We start from the raw sequence: 19761 nt of genomic DNA, 5'->3' as shown, positions 1-19761 counted from the left end.
GTCCACCCGGACGGGACCTCGTCGCCCCCCGGTCAGCTCTCCTTGGTCTGGACGTAGACGACCGCGTGCTTCACGGCGACCGGGGTCCACGGCACGATGACGACGGCGCCGTTCCGCTCGAAGACCCGTGCGTCGTCCCCCTCGGTGCCGTACTCCATCGGCAGCGTCGCCACCTCCGCCGCCTTGCCTGTCGCCGCGTCCAGGCGGACGAGCCGCGGAGGCAGGTCACGCCAGTCGCCGGCCTCCAGGGCGAGCAGGCCGTGGTCGTCGGCCCGGACGGGGTTCAGCATCGTGGGCTGGGTGCCGGACGACTCCCACACCTGCTTGCCGGTCTTGAGGTCGAAGGCGAGCGCCTTGTCGCCCGATCGCGCCTTGCCCGGCACGTTCTCCGGGAAGGTCATGAGATAGAGGCGGTCGCCGTGCACCGCGTAGCGGCGCTGCTCGAACAGCCCGTCCACGAACGCGACAGTGTTCATGGCGAGCATGTCCACCTTGCCGGTCGTGAACTCACTGAGCTTGCCGCCTCGGTCGTCGAGGGCCGTGAAGGTGTTCTTGTCGCCGTCCTCCTGGCGGACGATCACCGGGTCGGCCGACAGCATCAGGGCCATCAGGCTGAAATCGCCCATCTTGTAGCGCCACTTGGGCGCGCCGCTCTTCGGGTCGAGCGCCTGCACGAAGTTGCCCGACCCCTCGAAAGTGCAGTCGAGGAGCAGGGCCACCCGGGCCGGCGCCGCGTTCACGTCCTTGATGTGGCAGCCGTCGGGCAGCCGCGCCGTCCACTTCTTCGCGCCGTTCGACACCTGGTAGCCGGACAGGACGTCGTTCGCGTACACCACCGCGATGTCGCCCGCGCTCATGATCTGGGGCACGTTGAGCGAGTTGGCCAGCCGGGACTTCTCCGCCGGAATCTTGATCTTCCAGGTGATCTTTCCCGTCGTAACGTCGACGCCCGCCAGGTGGTCGCACAGCTGGTCGCTGCCGTACGCCACGGCGCCCTTGCCGTTCGCCAGTTCGGCGGTGGCGCCGCAGAGCTGGTCGCCGGGCGAGGGGGCGCCCCAGGCGCGTTTGCCCGAGGCCAGGTCGTAGGCGAGCACCCCGTCTCGCTGCACCCGGATCACCGACTTGTCGGTCAGCCAGCTCGCGAACGCGAGCCCCTGGGTGAAGTCCATGCTGTCGGCGCTCGCGAGCGGGACGGCCCACACTCCCTCGCCCCCACCGGGTCCGCCGCCGGAACCGCTGCCCGAGCCGCCGCCCGCGACGAACCAGGCGGTCCCCGCGCCCACCGCCAGCAGCACCACCAGCCCGAGCACGACGAACAGCGCCGTCTTGCCCTTGCCTGCCGGGGCTTGCGGCTGCGCTTGTGGCTGCGGTAGCCCCTGGGCCGGCTGTCCCGGAGCGCCATAGCCCTGGCCGGGATAGCCCTGGCCGGGATAGCCCTGGCCGGGATAGCCCTGCATGCCGGGATACGCCTGCTGACCGGGGTAGCCCGGCTGCGGCTGCGGCTGCGGCTGCGGCCAGGATTGCTGCGGGTACGGCGAGCCCGGGTATCCCTGACCCGGCTGGCCTTGAGGCCGGCCTTGTCCCGGCTGGCCTTGACTGGGCTGGCCTTGACTGGGCTGGCCTTGACTGGGCTGGCCTTGACCGGGCCGGCCGTACGGCGCCGGTGCGCCGGGGGCGCCCGGACCCCAGGGCGGGCTCTGGCCGGGCGGCCCGTACGCCGGAGGGGCCGGGGCCTGCGGGCCGGGCCCGGTCTGCCCCGACGACGTGGGTTGTCCCCACTGCCCCTGGCCGCCCGGCTGCCCATAGGCCGGCTGCCCGTACACCGGCTGCCCGTGCACCGGCTGGCCGGGACCGTGGGGATATTGGTGGGGATATTGGTGGGGATATTGGTGGGGATATTGGTGGGGATATTGGTGGGGATACTGCGGCGGCGTGGGGGACGGCGGGGTGGACGGCTGAGGCGGGGTGGGCCCGCCGTACGGATTTCTGTCGTGCTGCTCCGTCATGACTGTTCCCCGATCACGCGAGCTGGGCGCGGACGTAGGCCGCCCACTGCCGCTCGAAGTCCGCCCTCGTCACGCCGAGCACCTGGAAAAGGGCGGCTTCGCTGTCGTCGCCCGGTGCCCGATAGGCCGCGACCACGCCCTCGACCAGCTTCCGCTCGCCGTACTTCTGGGCGATGAACCGCATGGCCAGATGCCCCATGAGGTAGTTGACGCTGGTCATCTGCTTGTAGTCCCAGAAGCTGTTGGTCGGCAGCTTCCCGTCGAACGGCACGGCGAGCCGTCCTGCCAGGTAGGCACGGCCCTCGGCGTACCGCAGGTTCTGCGCGATCGGCTGGTCGCGGTCGGCCACATACTCGGCGAAGCCCTCGGTGATCCAGTTCGCCCGGCCGAACAGGGCGAACTGCGCACTGTCGAGCCCGGCGACGAGCGAGTGCGCGATCTCGTGCTTGGAGATCTCCATGATCCCCTGCTGGTTTCCGAAGAACTCGGACGTCGTGTCCACGACGATGCGGGTGCCGCCGATCCTCACGGTGTCGTTCGCGAGCCCCCAGCGCGGCATCGGGATCGAGACGCCTGCCTCGTTCGCCTTGGCCGTACGGAACAGCCTGCCGAGCTGGGTCTTTCCCTTGACAAGCGCCACCACGAAGCCGCTCGGCACGGCCGCGTTCGGATCGCCGTTCTTCTCCCAGAAGGCGAGGTCGCTCGCGGCTGCGGAGGAGACGGTCGGCGCGACGCGCCGGGCCAGGGCGGCGTCCTCCGGCCGGGCGAGGACGAGGCTGCCGCCCGCCTTCTCCACCACGATGTCGGGCCAGATGTCCCACGGCCCGGGGAAGTACATGGTCTTCGACGCCTCGCCGCTGATCGTCGGCGGCGCGCCCTCCACCTTCGTCACGACCAGGGGCGCTTTCGGCGACGCCTTCTCGATGGTCCAGCGATACCACTCGGACACCGGACGCAGGTCGATGTCGGCGAACCGATGGACGAACGCGACGTCCTGCGTGAACTTCACGCCCCGCCCGAAACTGTCCTGAGCCCGGCCCTGGCGGCGCAACACCTCGTAGGACTTCTCGGCCAGCGGCATCTTGCTCAGGTTGGCGAAGACTCTCGCCTGGTCGCGGACGAGCGCGGCGTTCTTCTTGTCGAAGATCGAGGTGAACGCCTTGGCGTCGCCCGAGGCCAGTGCTTTGGTGTGCGCCTGGACCAGGTCGCGGATCTCGTCGTCCTTCACCACCACCGTGTTCGGGTCGGCGGGGGCATCGCCCGAGGCGTCGCCGCCGGAGCCGCCGGAGTCGCCGGCACGCAGGACGAAGCCCACCCCCGCACCCACCGCGACGACGAGCACGAGGGACAGGATGCCGAGCGTCACCCACATCCCGGTCCTGCGCCGGGGTCCGGGAGGAGGCGGAGGCTGAGGCTGCCACTGCTGGGGTGGGGCCTGCCACGGCTGCTGCTGTGGCGGAGGTCCGTACTGCCACTGCGGTGGCCCGGGTGGAGGTGGAGGTGGAGGTGGAGATTGCGACTGCCACTCCGGCGGCGGCTGAGGCGGATACTGCTGATAACCAGGCCCCGTCGTCACTCTTGCCCCGTAAATACTCAGAGTTATCGAAAGGCATAAAGCGTATCAGTGGTCAAGAAGCGGGCACCGGCGCTTCCCTCAACGCGCCGTACGCAGTGCCGAAATGTTCTCTGACCAGGCGTTTCGCGTCTCTCGACCGAATGCTCCGGGCTCTGCCGGCCAATCCGCAGCGGCTGGAACGATCCATTACCGGCACTCCGCAGTTCAGCCATCGGGAATGCCGGAATAATCTCGATCCCGCTGGTCGAAATCGTTGAAGATCACACTTTGCGGCCCTGATCGTTCGAAGATCGAGCGAGCGCTTCGACGGAGGCCCTGAGCGCGTTCAGGAAGAGGGCGGCGTCCCTGCCGTTGATCAGGCGGTGGTCGTAGGCCAGGCCGATGTCGGCGAGGGTTCCGTCGCGCGGCCCGGGGACGGCGAGCGCGCAGACGGTGCCCGGATAGACGAACGGAATCGCCAGCACGACCCCGTGCTCGGTGTGCAGGGTGACGACGAAGTTGGCGCCGGACAGGTCGCCCTCCGTGAACTCGCCGGTGGTGGCGGCGAGCCGGTGCTTCATGAGGGTGGTCGCGATGTCCTTCGTCGTACGGCTCGCCGCGTCGTGGACGACGGGGACGTACAGACCTTCGCCGACGTCGACGGTGACGCCGATATTCGGGGCCTCGGACAGCAGCGCCCTGGTGGCGGCGCCGTCCCCAGTGCCGCCATCCACAGTGCCGCCATCCACAGTGCCGCCATCCACAGTGCCGCCATCCACAGTGCCGCCATCCACAGTGCCGCCATCCACAGTGCCGCCGTCTACGGTGCCGCCGTCTACGGTGGCGAAGAACAGCGGGAACCGTTCGTGCAGGCTCGCGACGGCCTGGACGAACACCTCCGCGAGCCCCACCGGGCGGCGGATCTCCCTCGTCGCGGCCCGCGCGTACTCCAGCGCCGGGCCGAGATCCATGCGTACGACGGCGTACGCGGCGGGGATGGTCTGGCGGGACAACTCGACGGACCTGGCCACCGCCCGCTGCACCCGGGAAAGCCGGTGCTCGCCACGGGTCTCGCCGTCGGCAGGTGCGGCGGCCAGGCGTTCGACGTCGGCCCGCCGGACGACGGCGACGCCCAGAGCCCTGACCCGGTCGAGGCCGATGCCGAGCTCGTCGATGAGCGCCTGCGCGGGAGCCGTGATGAGCGGCGCCGGCTCGTCGCCCGCGCTCCGCTGTCCCGCGCTCCGCTGTTCCGCACTCCGCTGTCCCGCACTCCACTGTCCCGCACCCCGCGCGACCGCATCCTGCGCGGCCGGGACCGATGACGCCCGGTCCGTAGATGCCCGGTCCGTAGATGCCCGGTCCGTAGATGCCCGGTCCGTAGATGCCCGGTCCGTAGATGCCCGGTCCGGAGCATCGAGGCCGGGCGGCTCCGCTGCACCGCCGACCATGGCGATCACGTCGTCCGGACGGCACCAGGCTCCCGGTCGCATCCGGTGGCGCAGGACTCCCGCGGCGCCCGCGGTGAGTTCCTCGGCGGCCTTGGACGTCTCCACCAGCGCGACCGCGTCGTCCTCGGCGACCTGCGCGCCGTCGGCGGCGAGCCACTCGACCAGGAGATATTCGGTGTCGTTGTTGTTCAGCTTCGGCACGCGGAGCTCAGCCACCCAGGGCCTCCGTGATCGCGCTGTGGATCGTGGACTCGTTGACGAGGGCCGCCCGTTCGAGGTGCGCGGCCGTGGGGATGACCCCGCCGGCGGAATGGATCAACGTGACAGGCTGGGCCAGCCGCCCCCAGTGCCGCCGGTGGACGACATGGGCCACCTCGGCGCCCCATGTCCCCCCTGCGGTGCTCTCCTCGACGACGAACACCCGGCGCGCCGCGCGGATGTCCGCGTCGGCGTCATCGGGCAGGTCGAACGGATAGAGCCTGGACGGCACCAGCAGCGTGCAGGCGATCTCCTCCTCGACCAGCAGCGAGCGCATCGCGGCCAGCGCCCGGTGCGCCACCCCGCCGGGGGCGATGACCACGCAGTCGGGCGGGCCGTCGAGGGACACCCTGGCCACGCCGCCGGAGACCGCCACCGAGAACGGCGGCTCCACGACGCCCATCGGGCGCGTGTAGAGCACCTTGTCCTCGAAGAACACGCACGGCTCCCCCCGGGCGAACATCTCCTCGAACACGGCCAGGTTGTCGTGGAACGGCGACAGCTCATAGACGGCCAGATCGGGGATGCCGACGAAGTGTTTCTGCAGGCTCTGGCTGTGGGTCGGCCCATAGCCGCGCCCGCCGCCGACCGGGCAGCGTACGACCATGCGCATCGGCAGGCGCGAGCCGTACATGGAGACCGACTTCGACGCGAAGTTGAGCAACTGGTCGAAGGCGAGCGCGGCGAAGTCGCCGAACATGATCTCCACGATCGCCAGGTCTCCCGAGAGTGCGAGCCCGGCGGCGATGCCGGTGACGGCGTTCTCACTGATCGGGGTCGACAGGACGCGGTCGGGGAAGCCGGTGGACAGACCCCGGGTGATCTTGAAGGCGCCGCCGTACGGATCGACGACGTCCTCTCCCAGCACGTAGAGGTCCGGCTCCCGGGCGAGCAGGGCGGCCAGCGCCGTGTTCAGGTTCTCCGCGACTCTCATGACTGCACCCACCGTGACGGGCCCCGCGCCGTGACCTCGGCGGCGACCGCGTCGATGTGCGCGCGAGCTTCCGCGTCGAGTCTCGGGAAACGGCCGGGGCAGGCCGCCGCGCACCACGCGTACCAGTCCTGCTCGCGCAGGGCCTGTACGGCTCCGGCCGGCCTGGTGTCGTCGCCCTTGCTGTGCGGCCCGAGGCGCCGGGTGACGAACTCGACGACGAGCGGCGTCGAGCGGGAGCGGACCCGCGCCACCAGGGGTTCGAGCGTGCGGCGGATCTCGGCGACGTCGGAGGTGCCGATCAGGTGGTGGTCGATGCCGAACGCCGCCGCCCGGCCCGCGATGCTCCCCGCCAGATGCCGGGCGGTGGGCGTCGACTGGGCGATACCGTTGTTCTCGACCACGACGAGCAGCGGGAGCGCCCACAGCGACGCGATGTTCAACGCCTCGTAGACGGCGCCCTCGCCGAACGTGCCGTCGCCGACGTACACGCAGGCGAGGCGGCCGGGCTCGGCCCGCTTGAGGTGCAGAGCGACCCCCGCGGCGACGGGCAGGCTCTCGCCCTGCACGCCTGTGGACAGGAACCGGTCTCTGCGGATGTGCTGGCTGCCGCCGACCCCGGCGCAAACGGCCCCCTCCCTGCCCATGATCTCCGCGAGCAGCCCGGCGGGGTCGCGGAAGCGCGCCAGGTAGTGGCCGTGCCCGCGGTGGTTGCTGAACACGTGGTCACGCGGGTCGAGCAGCCCCTCGATGGCGACCGGGATGTACTCCTGCCCGAGGCAGGTGTGGGTCGTGCCGTTGAGCAGCCCCTTGCCATACAGGTCCAGCAGTTTCAGTTCGAACGCCCGGATCGTCAGCATGAGCGAGAGGTCGGCGTCGTCCGGCGTTCCCGCAGGTGAGACGGCCGTGACAGGCTGCGTCATCCGCGGATCACCTGGAGCACGCCGGCGATCGTCGGGTTGTCGAAGAAGTCGTCCAGGTCGACCTCCACGCCCAGCCGCTTGCGCATGCGGGCGATGATCTGCGTGATGATCAGCGAGTGGCCGCCGAGCTCGAAGATGTCGTCGTGCGGCTCGATGGGAGCGAGCTTGAGCACTTCCTCCCAGATGGCGCGGATCTCGGCCGCCAGGGGGTCGTCGAGATCGACGCCCGCGCCGCCGTCCTCCGGTGCCGCCTCCACTGTCGAGGGGCTGGGGACGGGCCAGGCGACCACGGGTCCCCGGGCCGGCAGCATCTCCAGGGACCGGGCGGGATCCTGGGCGATCGCCGCCAGCACCGCCCGCAGGTCGTCGGCGAACCCGACCGGGTCGGTCAGCTCGCCGGGGTCGTAACGCAGGCTCGCGGTCATCCCCGGCGTCGCCGGGTCGTCGTCCGTACGGCCGGCGGAGTCGAGGACCTGGAGTTGCAGGGCCCCTCGCACCGCGTGGTTGAACGCCAGCCAGTCGACCTCGCCGAACCCTGCCGTCGAACCTGTGGTCAACGGACCCCGGCGGTAGCTGACCGAGACGGGAGCCAGCGCCGCGTGCGGTTTGAGCCCGGCGACCGCCCTGGCCAGGGGGACCTCGCGATAGGCGTACAGGCTCCTGAGCTCGGCGCGCAGCGCGGCGGCGAACGTCACGAACGGCGCGTCGGCCGGCGGGCTGGAGAAGACCGGCAGCTCGTTGACGAAGGGGCCGATGTGTCCCTCCGACTCGGCGGTGCGGGTCGAGAGGTCGACCGCGGTGACGACGTCGGCGTTGCCGTACGACATGAGGAGCGCGTGCAGCGCCGCGAGCAGCACCTCGAACCTGGTCAGACCGGGCAGGCCGGGGACGTCGAGAGAGAACTCCAGCAGCCGCCCCGGGCCACCCCGGCGGGAGCGCAGCGCCCCGCCCGGCACGACCATGTCGCCCGGTTCGCGCCACCTGTCCGCCCAGAACGCGCGGGCCTCGCCGAGCAGGGCCGCCACTCGCTCCCGCTGCCCGGCGGCATGGTCAAAGGGGTCGAGGGGGGCGAGCGGCGGCGGCACGGCGCCGCTCGCGAACGCGGCCAGGTCGGCCACCAGGATGTCCTTGGACCCGCCGTCGAAGACCAGGTGGTGGGCGACCACCACGAGGGTGTCGCCGACCAGCGTGAACCGGACGAGCGGGCCGTCCTCCAGGTCGAAGGGCCGCCCGACGGCCTCCTCCACCGACCCCCCCGTCTCCAGCGACGGGGGCCGGGCGGCGGGCACCAGGTGGGGCACGCCGTCGTGCTCCCGCACGGCCCGGCTCAGCAGCGGATGCCGCTCGACCACGCGCGCGCACGCCGCGGCCAGCACGGCGGGATCGGGAGCCCGCGAACCGTCGAAGCGGATCACGACCGGCATGTGGTAGGCCGACCCCGCCCCCATCCGCTCGGTGACCCACATCCCATGCTGGGCGAACGAGACCTGCGTCATGGTGCGACCTCTCGCAGTGAGCGCTTGTCGACCTTGCCGCCGTTGTTGCGGGGCAGGGCGTCGAGGGTGACGAGCCGTACGGGAAGCTCGTGCGGGGCCAGCAGGTCCTTCAGGAAGATCCGCAGCTCCTCATGAGAGACGGTCCCGACGACGGCGACCGCGACGGCCTTGCCGAGCGTGGGGTGGGGCACCCCGTAGGCGGCCGCCTCGACGACGCCGGGATGGCGGTGCACTGCCTCCTCGACGTGGATGGTCGACACCTTGTAGGCCCCCGACTTGATCACGTCGCTCTCGCGGTCGACCAGGTAGAGGTAGCCGTCGTCGTCGAGATAGCCGAGGTCTCCCATGCGCACCCAGCCTCCGCGGAAGACCTCGCCCGTGGCGGCCTCGTCGCCGTAGTAGGCGCGGGTGGCGGCCGGCGACCGCATCCAGACCTCGCCGGTCGTGCCGGGCGGCAGCGCCACGCCGTCCGCCGCGGCGATCCTGACGGCCCCGCCGGAGACCGGGCGGCCCACGCTCGACGGCCGCTCGGGATCGTAGATCATCACGGTCTGCGCGGGCGCGGCCTCGGTCGAGGTGTAGTAGTTCGTGATCGTCGCGTTGGGGAACGCGGCGCTGAGGTCGCCCGCGACCCGCGCGGGCAGCGGCGCCGCCGCCGAGCCGAGCAGCAGCACGCTCGACAGGTCGTGCCTGGCCTGCACCCCGGCGGCGAGCATCTCGATCGCCATGGCGGGAACCACGAAGACCGTGCCCGCCCGATAGTGCTCGATCAGCGCGGCGAACCTGCCGGGTGTGAACCGCGGCAGCGTCACCACCTCGGGATGCGCGTCCACGGCGTTGACCAGCATCCACTGCCCGGCGTTGGTGCCGATGGGAAACGCGTGCGCGAGATGCCGGGAGTGGGTGAACGGCCTGCGGCGGCCGCCGCAGCCGTGGGCCAGGTTCGCGTGGGTGGCGGCGACCCCCTTGGGCCGTCCCGTGGTGCCGGACGTGTAGAGGATCTGCGCCGGGTCGCCCGGCCCCGACGGTTCGAGCTCCTCGCCTCCGCCGCGCCCGCCCCCGCCGCTCTCGGCGTACGGCAGCTCGCCCGGCCGCAGCACCGCCGTCGCACCGCAGTGCGCGAGCATCGCGTCGGTGTCGGCGGCGGCCAGGCGGTCCGAGAGCGGTACGGCGACCGCCCCCGCGTTGAGGACGCCGAAGAAGGCGACCGCGTAGTCCAGCCAGTCGCCGTTGCCGAACACGAGGCCGACCCGGTCGCCGCGCCCGATCCCCCGGCCGCGCAGCGCCCGGGCCACGCCGTGGGCCCGGTGCTCCCATTCGCCGAAGGTCAGCGAGCCCGTGCCGTGCACGGTCATCGCCACCCGGCCGGGATCGGCGGCGGCCCGCTCCCGGAGCAGGCCGGGAAGAGTCTTGCTCACGATCGGCTCCCGGAGTCGCCAGGTCGAGAATCGCCGGATCAGAGGCCGTGATCTATCCGGCCTCTAATAAGAAAGTTTACTAATTAAACTCTGGCGTCAGTCTGACACGAGCCCGCCGGGAGGGGCAACCCCCCGAGTCGGCCGCGCCGACGGAGGAGTCTTGCGGGTGGCCGAAGATCCGTGGAACACTGCGGCCAACCAGAAAACTGTTAAGAAGCTTTCCAGAAGGCCACCTGCCCGGGGGTAGGCACGTGAAGACAGGTCCGCTGTCGCGTGGTCAGGAACGACTCTGGTTTCTGAACCAGCTCGATCCCGACGATCCCTCGTACAACACCGCCTACGCCTACCGGCTGCGCGGGGAGCTCGACATCCCGGCCCTCGAAGCCGCCTTCAGCGTGGTCGCCGCCAGGCACGACGCGCTGCGCACGCGCTTCGTGCAGGCCGGCGGGCGGCCGGCGGCCGTCGTGGATCCGCCGGCCCCGGTGACGATCGAGCAGGTCGCGGCGGGATCCGCGGACGAGGCCGGGCGGATCGTCCGCGCCCGCACCAATGCCGCGTTCGATCTCGCCGAGCGGCCGCCGTTCCGGGTCACGCTGGTGCGCCTCGGCCCGGCCGACCACGTGCTGTGCGTCGTGTTGCACCACATCAACGGCGACGGCTGGTCGCTCAACGTGCTGCGAAACGAGGTGGCCGACCACTACGCGGGCCGGCCGCTTCCCGATGCCCTCCCACGCCAATATGGCGACCACGTGCTGGGCCTCGACGACTCGGCGGATCTGGACTGGTGGGTGTCGCGGCTGGCCGGGGCGCCCGTCCTGGAGCTGCCCGCCGACCGGCCCCGCCCGGCGACGCGGAGCACGGCGGGCGGGGAGGTCCGTTTCCGCATCCCGCCCGAGCTGGCCGCACGGGCGGCGGAGGCGGCCCGGCAGGCGCGCTGCACGCCCTACATGCTGCTGCTCGCGGCCTACCAGGTGCTGCTCTCGCGGCACAGCGGGCAGACGGACTTCTGCGTGGGCACCCCCTCGGCAGGCCGCGACAGCACCGAGCTGGAGCAGATGATCGGCTACCTGTCGACCACCATGGTGCTCCGGTGCGACCTGTCCGGCGCGCCGAGCTTCGGCGAACTGCTCCGCCGCACCCGCCGGGCCGTCCTGGACGGGCTCGCCCATCGGGACGTGTCGTTCGAGCGGCTGATCGGCGTGCTCGGCGTGGAGCGCGACCCGAGCAGGACCCCGCTGTTCCAGACCATGTTCGCGCTGCACACCCACGGCGACGTGGCCGATCCGGTGCCGGGCGTGGCCGCCGAGCCGTTCCCGCTCGGCTGGCATCCCGCGAGAGTCGACCTGTCGCTCGACCTGTTCGCGGAGGACGACGGCGGCGTGCTCGGCGTCGCCATCTACAGCGAGGAGCTCTTCGACCACGAGACGGTCGAGCTGATGACCGAGCGCTATCTCGTGCTGCTCGCCGCCGCGGTCGCCGACCCCACGCTGCCCGTAGGACGGCTCGACCTGCTCGCCGGGCGGGAGCGGGCCAGGCTCGCCGCGTGGAACGACACCGCGAGAGAGCTGCCCGCGCTCACGCTGGTCGACCTGGTGCTCGACCGGGCGGCCGCCGCGCCCGACGCGGTGGCGGTGGTCGCCGAGGCCACGCCCCGCCGGGAGCTCACCTATCGCGAGCTGGCCGTACGGGCGGCGGGGCTGGCGGCGCGGCTGCGCGACCGGGGCATCGGGCGCGGCAGCGTGGTCGCGGTGCACATGTCGCGCGGCGCGGACATGATCGTGGCGTTGCTGGGCATCGCCATGTCGGGTGCGGCCTACCTGCCGGTCGATCCCGGCTATCCGGCGTCCCGCGTGGCGTACATGATCGAGGACTCGGGCGCGGCCCTCGTCCTCACCGACGCCGACCTCCTCACAGCTGATGAGCCGACTGGGACCGCCCCCGTCGGCAGGCCTTCGCCGGACGACACCGCCTACGTGCTCTACACCTCCGGCTCGACGGGACGGCCGAAGGGCGTGGTGGTGCCGCACCGCGCGCTCGCCAACTTCCTGCCGGCCATGCGCGACCTCGTCGGCTCGACGCCCTCGGACGTCTGGCTCGCGCTCACCTCGCTGTCGTTCGACATCTCCGCACTGGAGCTCTACCTGCCGCTGGTCACCGGCGGCCGGGTGGTCGTCGCCGGCGCGGAGACGGCGCGCGACGGCGCGGCCCTCGCCCGGCTCATCGCGGACACCGGCGTGACCCACGTGCAGGCCACCCCGTCGGGCTGGCGGGTGCTGCTCGCGGGCGACCTCCCGCCGGTCGTCGCCCTCGCCGGGGGCGAGCCCCTCCCGCTCGCGCTCGCCGCCGAGCTGCGGGCACGCGTGGGCAGGCTCGTCAACATGTACGGCCCGACCGAGACCACGATCTGGTCGACCGCCTGGGAGGTGCCCGAGCGGCCCGATCGGGTGACCATCGGCCGGCCGATCGCGAACACCACCGTCCACGTGGTCGACGCGGAAGGCTCTCACATGCCGATCGGCGTGCCCGGTCAGCTGCTGATCGGCGGCGAAGGCGTCGCGACCGGCTACCTCGGCCGTCCAGAACTCACGGCGGAGCGGTTCGTACGGCACGGCTCGGAGCGCGTCTACCGCACCGGCGACGTCGTCAGATGGCTGGCGGACGGCACGCTGGAGTTCATCGGCCGCACGGACAACCAGGTCAAGTTGCGCGGGCACCGGATCGAGCCGGGCGAGATCGAGGCCGTGCTCGAAGCGCATCCGGCGGTCCGCCAGGCGGTGGCCGCCGTACGCGACGACCTGCTCGTGGCTTTCATCGTCCCCGAAAGCGCGGGAACACTCGATGACTCCACCCTCCGGCGGCACGTCGCCGGGCAGCTCCCCGGCTACATGGTCCCCGCGGCGTTCGTGACGCTCGACGCGCTGCCGCTCACCCCGAACGGCAAGGTCGACAGGAAGGCCCTGCCGCATCCTCAAACCGCCAAGCCGGTGGGGGTCCCGCCGCGCACGGACGCCGAGCGGCTGGTGGCCGGGGTCTTCGCCGAGGTGCTCGGCGTCGGGAGCGTCGGCGCGGACGACGACTTCTTCGCGCTCGGCGGCCACTCGCTGCTGGCCACCATGGTCACCTCCCGGCTGCCGGTGCGGATCCCGGTGCGTGAGCTGTTCACCCGCCCGACCGTCGCGGCGCTGGCCGAGCTGCTCGACGAGGCCGCCTCACGAGACCAGGACCCCGGCGACGGCCCGCGCCCCCGCCCGGCCGGGGAGCCCGCGCCGCTCTCTCCCAGCCAGGAACGGCTCTGGTTCCTGCATCGGCTCGACCCGGACGACGCGTCGTACGCCATGTGGATCGTGCGGCGGCTGCGCGGTCCGCTCGACGTGGCGGCCCTCGAACGGGCCCTGGCGGCGCTGGTCGCCAGGCACGAGAGCCTGCGCACGCGGTTTCCCGAGGTCGACGGCGCCCCGGTCGCGGTGGTCGAGCCGCCCGGGCCCGTGCCTGTCGAGGCGGTCTCGGCCGCCGACGTCGCGCACGCGGAGGCGCTGGTCGCCGAGCGCACGAACGCGGCGTTCGACCTGGCTCCCCGGCCGCCGCTGCGCGTGACGCTGATCCGAATCTGCTCCGCCGACCACAACCTGGATGACCACGTGCTGTGCGTGGTCCTCCACCACATGCTGGGCGACGGCTGGTCGCTGAACGTCATGCTGGACGAGCTGGCGCGGCTCTACTCGGGCGAACGGCTCGATCCGGTGCCCCTGCAGTTCGGCGACGTCGCCCGGTGGCAGCACGAGCGCGACCAGGACGAGCTCGTCGCCTACTGGAGCGAACGGCTGGCCGATGCGGCCCCGCTCGACCTGCCGGCCGACCGGCCGCGCCGCTCACCACCGGTCAGGAAGGGCGGCTTCCACACGTTCCGGCTGCCGGCCGAGGACGTGGCGCGGCTGGTCGAGCGGGGCAGGGAACACGGCGCGACGCTGTTCATGACGCTGCTGACCGCCTATCAGGCGGTGCTCGCCGCGCAGAGCGGTCAGCGCGACATCACGATCGCCACCGTCGCCTCCGGCAGAGACCGGGTCGAGTTCGAGAACGTGGTCGGCTACTTCGCCGACGTCCTCCTGATCCGCACCTGGCCAGAGCACGCGGACCGGCCGAGTTTCGGAGAGTCGCTGGAGCGCACCCGCGACGCGGTCCTGTCGGCGTTCGAGCATCAGGGCATCCCGTTCGAACGGCTGCGCGTGCCCGCCTTCCAGACGATGGCGATCCTGCACAACCAGGACACCGGCGCCGCCCCGGCCGCCTTCTCCGGGCTGGTGACCGAGCCGTTCGCGCACGGCTTCGAACAGGTCAAGTTCGACCTGATGCTGGAGGCGTGGCAGGACGAGCGCGAGCTGCTCGTCGTGCTCTCCTACGACGCCGCGCTGTTCGACCCCGGCACCGTCGAGGCGATGGCGGCCCGGCTGGAGCGGGTGCTGCGGCAGGACTTCGCCGCTCCCCCGCAGCTGAGCACCCCGGCGGAGGAGGCCCGCCTGCTGGAGATCGGCCGCGGGCCCGAGGTCATCCCTGAGCCGTACGTCCCCGAGCTGGTGGCCTCGGCCGTACGCGCCCACCGGGACTCGTGCGCGGTGGGCGACCTGACCTACGGCGAGCTGGACGCGCGTGCCGCAGAGCTGGCCGCGCTGCTGCAGGCGCGCGGCGCCGGCCCGGGTGACGTCGTGGGCGTCCTCCTCGGCCGTACGCCCGACTCCGTCGCCGCGCTGCTCGCGGTCTGGCGGGCCGGGGCGGCCTACCTTCCGCTCGACCCCGCCCTTCCGGGCGAGCGGCTGGCGTTCATGCTCGGCGACAGCGCCGCCACGCTCGTCCTGAGCTCCGCCGACCTGGCCGCCGACCTGGCCGCCGACCTGGCTGGGGGGTTGCCGCCGGGCGTCCCGGTGGCGTACGCGTCGGACGCGGTCGCCGGGAACACGCCGCTGCCCGTGCCGGTCACGGGCGACGCCGCGGCCTACGTGATCTACACGTCCGGCTCGACCGGGACGCCGAAGGGCGTGGTCGTGGAGCATCGCAACCTCGCGGCCAGGGTCGCCTGGATGGCCGGGGAGTATGGCCTGGGGCCGGATGACACGGTCGTGCAGTTCGCCTCGCTCGCCTTCGACACGCACGCCGAGGAGATCTATCCGGCGCTGGCCTCGGGCGCCCGCCTGGCGCTTCTGCCCGACGGCGCGGTGACGCTCACCGACCATCTCGACGGCGTCACCGTCCTGGACCTGCCGACCGCCTACTGGCACCACCTGGTCGACCAGATCGAGTCGATCGCCTGGCCGCCGTCGCTGCGGCTGGTCATCCTGGGCGGGGAGCAGGTGCACGAGGCCGCGGTGAGCCGCTGGCGTGAGCGGTTCGGCGACCGGGTGCGGCTGGTCAACACCTACGGCCCGACCGAGGCGACGATCATCGCGACGCTCGCCGAGCTGGACGGCTCGCCGGGGCGTCCGCCGATCGGCAGGCCCATCGGGGGCACTCATGTGTACGTCCTCGACGCCGGCGGGCGGCTCGCTCCCCCCGGCGCCGCCGGAGAGCTGTGCATCGGCGGGGCGGGCGTGGCCCGCGGCTACCTCGGCCGTCCCGAGCCGACCGCCGAGCGGTTCACCGACCTCTACGGCGAGCGCGTCTACCGCACCGGCGATCGGGTGCGGTGGCGGCCCGACGGGCAGCTCGAATTCCTGGGCCGGTTGGACGAACAGGTGAAGGTGCGCGGGTTCCGCATCGAGCCGGCCGAGATCGAGGCGCGCCTGCTGGCCCATCCCGAGGTGGGCGAGGCCGCGGTCGTCGCGATCGGCGACACGCTGGTCGGCTACGTCACCGGATCCGCCGGCTTCACCGGGCTGGCGGAGTTCACCGGCGCGGCGCTGCCGCCGCACATGGTGCCGACCGCCTGGGTCCGGCTCGACCGGCTGCCGCTGACGCCGGGCGGCAAGGTGGACCGGGCCGCGCTGCCCGCGCCGCAGGCCCACCGGGAGGCGTACGTCGCCCCCGGCACCGACGCCGAGGAACTGGTGGCCGAGGTCTTCGGCGAGGTGCTCGGCGTCGAGAGGGCCGGGGTCCACGACGACTTCTTCGCGCTCGGCGGCCACTCGCTGCTCGCCGTACGGATCGTCTCGCGGCTGCGCGGCACGACCGGCCTGGAGCTGCCGATCCGCACGCTGTTCACCCATCCCACGGTCGGTGGGCTGGCCCGGGCGATCGAGGACCTCCTGATCGCCGAGCTCGACGAGATGTCGGACGAGGAGGCGGAACGCCTCGCCAAGGAGCTGGAATGATCAAGGAAAGGCTCGCGGAACTCGTCGCGGAGTCGTCCGACGGCGCCGTCACCGCCGATGAGGTGCTGGCCGCGACCGTGCCGCTGTCGGCCCTGGGCGTCACGTCGATCTCGATGCTGCGGCTGATCGACGCGATCGAGTCGGAGTTCGGCGTGGAGTTCGACCTGAGCGACGACGGCATGGGCCTGCTGGACGATCTCGACCGGCTGGCCGCACACCTGGCGTCCACGGCCTCCCGATGAGCGTCACCGGCCCGACGCCGTACGTCGAGTTCGCCGGACCGGGTTCCGCACCTTCAACCGGACCGCCGACGGCGCCGCTGACCTGGGGTCAGCGGGCCATCTGGGAGGCGATCGTGCGGACGGCCCCCGACGACCACTACTTCAACTTCGGCCGGGTGCTGAAGGTGCCGGGTTCCCGCACCGTCGCCGAGGTGTGCGCGGCGCTGGCCGCCCTCCTCGCGCGGCACGGCGCATTTCGCACCCGAATGAGCGACCCGCTCCGCACCACACTTGCGGAGCCCTACCAGCGGCTGGCGGAGAAGGGCCGGCTGCCGGTCGTGGTCACGACCGAGGACCCCGACCGGGTGCTGGACGAGCTGGCGGCGCGGCCGTTCGACTACTTCGGCGAATGGCCGGTGCGGGTGGCGCTGGTGCTCGACGGCGATCGGGTCGCCCATGTGGTGCTGGTCTTCTGCCATCTGGCCGCCGACGGGCTCGGCGCGGAGGTCGCACTGCGCGACCTGCGGATACTGCTGCTCCGGGGTCCAAACGTACGGCGGCCCGCGGCTCCGCAGCCGCTCGACCTCGCGCGCCGGCAGGCCGGTGCCGAAGGACGGCGGGCGGCGCAGACGGCGGCGGCGCACTGGGAGCGCGAATATCGGCGCATCCCGCCGACGATGTTCGCCGCGTTCTCCACATCCTCAGCGCCGAGCGGATCTCCGGCCGGGCCGCCCATCTGGCGTGCGCTGCTGCGCTCCCCCGCCCTGGAGCTCGCCGTCCGCTCGATCGCCGCCGAGCACGCCGCCTCGACCTCGACCGTGCTGCTGACGGCCGTGGCGGAGCTGGTCGGCAGGTTCACCGGCCACGAGACGTGCGCGGTGCTGCCGATCTCGGCCAACCGGTTCCGCCGCGACACGACGGACATCGTCGCCACGATGTCGCAGGAGGGGCTGTTCACGCTCGACCGGCGGGAGGCGACCTTCGCCGGCCTGCTGCGGGCCGCCGGGCCGGCCGCGCTGCGCGCCTACCGCAGCGCCTACCACGACCCGGCCGACCGCAACCGGATCACGGCCTCGGTGAGCGCCGAGCGTGGCGAGCCGATCCACCCCTACTGCTGCTTCAACGACATGCGTTTCGCCGACCCGGGGCCCGCCCGGTGCGACCCGGCCGAGATCACGGCCGCGCTGGCCCAGACGTCGGTGACCTGGCCGATGAGCCAGGACAAGCTCAATTGCCGGTTCTGCGTCCACCTCACCGCCGAGGGCGTCTCGCTCACCGCCGACACCCGCTGTCTGTCCCGGCCCGGCATGGAGCGTTATCTCCTGGAACTCGAAGCCCTCCTCGTCGAAACGGCCCTCCGATGACCAGTCCGATGACCGTGCGGGCCTATGCCACCTCGACGTCCTGCGTGCAGGGGGCCTCGCTGGGCTTCGTCCTCGACCGCCCGGCGCCCGTGGTGGTGACCGACGCGGCCGACGACCGGGTGATGTTCGAGGGACTCGCCTCCGCGCCCCGGTGGGAGCTCGGCATCCCCGCCGGCTGGCGCAGCTCGCTCTATCGGGCTCGCTTCGGCCCCGACGAGCCGTGGCCGTTCGGACTGCCGGGGAGCGCGCCGTGCCCGGACAACGAGGTCTACTTCGTGGTGCGGCAGGCCGTGCCCAGCTCGCCGGTGCTGCTGAGCGTCCCCTTCACCACCTGGCAGGCGTACAACAGGGCGGGAGAACCGGGGCAGAGCATCTACTGGACCGAGTCGCCCACTCGGGCCGCGCGGGTGACCTTCGACCGGCCCGGCGGCGGGCCTCCTCCCGAACGCTGGGAGGAGGGGCTGATGCGCTGGCTGCGCCGCGGCGGCTATGACGTCGCCTACTGCTCCAACCTGGACCTCCACGACGGCCTCGGCCTGCTGTCCCGGCACCGGCTGCTGATCGTCAACGGGCACGACGAGTACTGGTCTCTGGGGATGCGCGACGCCGTCGAGGAGTTCGTACGACGCGGCGGCAACGTCGCGTTCTTCTCCGGCAACACCTGCTGGTGGCAGATCAGGCTGGAAGACGGTGGCCGCACCATGGTCTGCCACCGCGACCCGGTGACCGACCCCATGGCCGCCGCCGATCCCCGGCAGACGACCGTCGAGTGGTCGGCCGCGCCGGTGAACCGGCCGGAGAACACGCTGACCGGCGTGAGCTTCCGCGCGGGAGCCGGAGCCTGGGGACCGCACATGCCGCGCATGCTGGAGGAGTCGTACACCACGCGTTTCGCGGCCCACTGGGTGTTCGAGGGGACGGGGCTGACCGACGGCGACAAGTTCGGCGAGGGCTGCCTGGGCTACGAGACCGACGCCGCGGAGTTCGAGGAGGTCGGCGGGGTCCCCCGGGCGACCGGCAGGAACGGCACGCCGCCGTCGTTCGTCGTCCTCGCCACCGCCGACCTGCGGCACTGGAGCGCGTACGGCCAGGGCGGCATGGCGACCATGGGCGTGTTCACCAGCGGTCTCGGCACCGTCTTCACCGCCGCCACCGTGAACTGGGGCAACGGCCTGCACGACCCCGTCGTCGACCGGATCACCCGCAACGTGGTCGACCGGCTGTCGGCCGCCCCCGGCGAGGAGCGCTGGGACGTGATCGGCCCGCCGGCCGACCTGCGGGCGCTCGCGGTGCTCGGCCGCACCCTGCACGCGGTGAGCGCGGACGGCACGCTGCTGGCCCGGGAGCTGTGCGGCCAGAACCTGCCCTGGCGGCCCGTCGGCGCCGCCGACGGCGTACGCGCCCTGGCCGTCCCCCGCGAGGCCGCGGGCGGCGTCGCCGCCGGCCTGTACGGCGTCACACGCGACGGGCGGCTCCTGCGCCACGACGAGCCGGGATGGCGGGAGGCCGGCCCCGCGCCCGGGTCCGCCGTCGGCCTGGCCGTGGCCGACTGCACCTTCTGGGTGGCCACGTCGTCGGGGGAGTTGTGGCGGCAGCCGTTCGGCGGCGACGGCTGGGAGCGCGCCGGCTCGTCGGGAGGCGCCGTCGCCCTCGGCGGGATGAACGGCAGGCTCTTCGCCCTCGACTGCGAGGGTCGTCTGCTGACCCGGCTTCCCCCGCCTTCCGCGAACGACTGGGAGTGCCACGCGGAGGCGGTGCCGGGCACCACGTTCACCGCCCACGCCGGGCTCGTCGTCGCCGCCGGACCCGGCACCCCCCTGCGCTGGCGCCCTATCTGAC

11 protein-coding genes are annotated in these 19761 nt (G+C 72.4%); 4 read left to right on the top strand and 7 right to left on the bottom strand.

Translation table 11 applies throughout. The annotated features are described in order from the left end of the window. Window positions 1-32: 32 nt before the first annotated feature. The 7 genes from FLX08_RS26825 to FLX08_RS26790 all read right to left on the bottom strand — a co-directional run bounded on the left by FLX08_RS26825 (window position 33) and on the right by FLX08_RS26790 (window position 10035). Window positions 33-2006 (bottom strand): outer membrane protein assembly factor BamB family protein, encoded by a 1974-nt coding sequence (locus FLX08_RS26825; RefSeq protein ID WP_142622610.1) that lies wholly within the window; start codon window positions 2004-2006, stop codon window positions 33-35. Between the two features lie 13 nt (window positions 2007-2019). After that, on the bottom strand, window positions 2020-3372 hold the full coding sequence (locus FLX08_RS26820) for a hypothetical protein (protein WP_142622608.1): 1353 nt from the start codon (window positions 3370-3372) through the stop codon (window positions 2020-2022). Between the two features lie 470 nt (window positions 3373-3842). Continuing rightward, window positions 3843-5225 carry a 2-oxo acid dehydrogenase subunit E2 gene (locus FLX08_RS41515; RefSeq protein WP_208761676.1) on the bottom strand — a complete coding sequence of 461 codons (1383 nt, stop codon included), beginning with the start codon at window positions 5223-5225 and terminating at the stop codon, window positions 3843-3845. Beyond that, on the bottom strand, window positions 5218-6201 hold the full coding sequence (locus FLX08_RS26805) for an alpha-ketoacid dehydrogenase subunit beta (RefSeq protein ID WP_142622606.1): 984 nt from the start codon (window positions 6199-6201) through the stop codon (window positions 5218-5220). Before FLX08_RS26805 ends, FLX08_RS41515 begins: the two co-directional genes overlap by 8 nt. Then, on the bottom strand, window positions 6198-7121 hold the full coding sequence (locus FLX08_RS26800; RefSeq protein WP_142622604.1) for a thiamine pyrophosphate-dependent dehydrogenase E1 component subunit alpha: 924 nt from the start codon (window positions 7119-7121) through the stop codon (window positions 6198-6200). Before FLX08_RS26800 ends, FLX08_RS26805 begins: the two co-directional genes overlap by 4 nt. After that, window positions 7118-8617 carry a condensation domain-containing protein gene (locus tag FLX08_RS26795; protein WP_142622602.1) on the bottom strand — a complete coding sequence of 500 codons (1500 nt, stop codon included), beginning with the start codon at window positions 8615-8617 and terminating at the stop codon, window positions 7118-7120. The genes FLX08_RS26800 and FLX08_RS26795 overlap by 4 nt, the downstream gene beginning before the upstream one ends. Further along, entirely contained in the window at window positions 8614-10035 is a 1422-nt protein-coding gene (locus tag FLX08_RS26790; protein WP_244312905.1) for a class I adenylate-forming enzyme family protein, read from the bottom strand. Before FLX08_RS26790 ends, FLX08_RS26795 begins: the two co-directional genes overlap by 4 nt. Window positions 10036-10286: 251 nt before the next feature. Between FLX08_RS26790 and FLX08_RS26785 the strand changes: the two genes are divergently transcribed. Genes FLX08_RS26785 through FLX08_RS26770 form a run of 4 tightly spaced genes read left to right on the top strand, consistent with a single transcriptional unit; the run spans window position 10287 to window position 19760 of the window. Continuing rightward, a complete protein-coding gene (locus FLX08_RS26785) occupies window positions 10287-16337 on the top strand; it encodes a non-ribosomal peptide synthetase (protein WP_142622597.1) in 6051 nt (2016 codons plus the stop codon). Beyond that, window positions 16334-16579, top strand: a complete 246-nt coding sequence (locus FLX08_RS26780; RefSeq protein WP_142622595.1) for an acyl carrier protein — start codon at window positions 16334-16336, stop codon at window positions 16577-16579. The genes FLX08_RS26785 and FLX08_RS26780 overlap by 4 nt, the downstream gene beginning before the upstream one ends. Continuing rightward, window positions 16576-17922: a condensation domain-containing protein gene (locus tag FLX08_RS26775; RefSeq protein WP_142622593.1), complete on the top strand. Its 1347-nt coding sequence runs from the start codon at window positions 16576-16578 to the stop codon at window positions 17920-17922. The genes FLX08_RS26780 and FLX08_RS26775 overlap by 4 nt, the downstream gene beginning before the upstream one ends. Further along, on the top strand, window positions 17919-19760 hold the full coding sequence (locus tag FLX08_RS26770; RefSeq protein WP_244312904.1) for a N,N-dimethylformamidase beta subunit family domain-containing protein: 1842 nt from the start codon (window positions 17919-17921) through the stop codon (window positions 19758-19760). Before FLX08_RS26775 ends, FLX08_RS26770 begins: the two co-directional genes overlap by 4 nt. Window position 19761 lies beyond the last annotated feature (1 nt).

The sequence above is a fragment of the Microbispora hainanensis genome (assembly GCF_006874475.1).
GTDB classification, from domain to species: domain Bacteria; phylum Actinomycetota; class Actinomycetes; order Streptosporangiales; family Streptosporangiaceae; genus Microbispora; species Microbispora hainanensis.
The sequence above is the reverse complement of the archived record's forward strand: the minus strand, read 5'-3'. Positions and strand labels throughout refer to the sequence as shown.

Bases quoted from the DNA above. Each gene is read 5' to 3' on its own strand.
- FLX08_RS26825 (WP_142622610.1), bottom strand. From the start codon at position 2,006: ATGACGGAGCAGCACGACAGAAATCCGTACGGCGGGCCCACCCCGCCT.
- FLX08_RS26805 (WP_142622606.1), bottom strand. From the start codon at position 6,201: ATGAGAGTCGCGGAGAACCTGAACACGGCGCTGGCCGCCCTGCTCGCC.
- FLX08_RS26800 (WP_142622604.1), bottom strand. From the start codon at position 7,121: ATGACGCAGCCTGTCACGGCCGTCTCACCTGCGGGAACGCCGGACGAC.
- FLX08_RS26795 (WP_142622602.1), bottom strand. From the start codon at position 8,617: ATGACGCAGGTCTCGTTCGCCCAGCATGGGATGTGGGTCACCGAGCGG.
- FLX08_RS26780 (WP_142622595.1), top strand. From the start codon at position 16,334: ATGATCAAGGAAAGGCTCGCGGAACTCGTCGCGGAGTCGTCCGACGGC.
- FLX08_RS26775 (WP_142622593.1), top strand. From the start codon at position 16,576: ATGAGCGTCACCGGCCCGACGCCGTACGTCGAGTTCGCCGGACCGGGT.
- FLX08_RS26770 (WP_244312904.1), top strand. From the start codon at position 17,919: ATGACCAGTCCGATGACCGTGCGGGCCTATGCCACCTCGACGTCCTGC.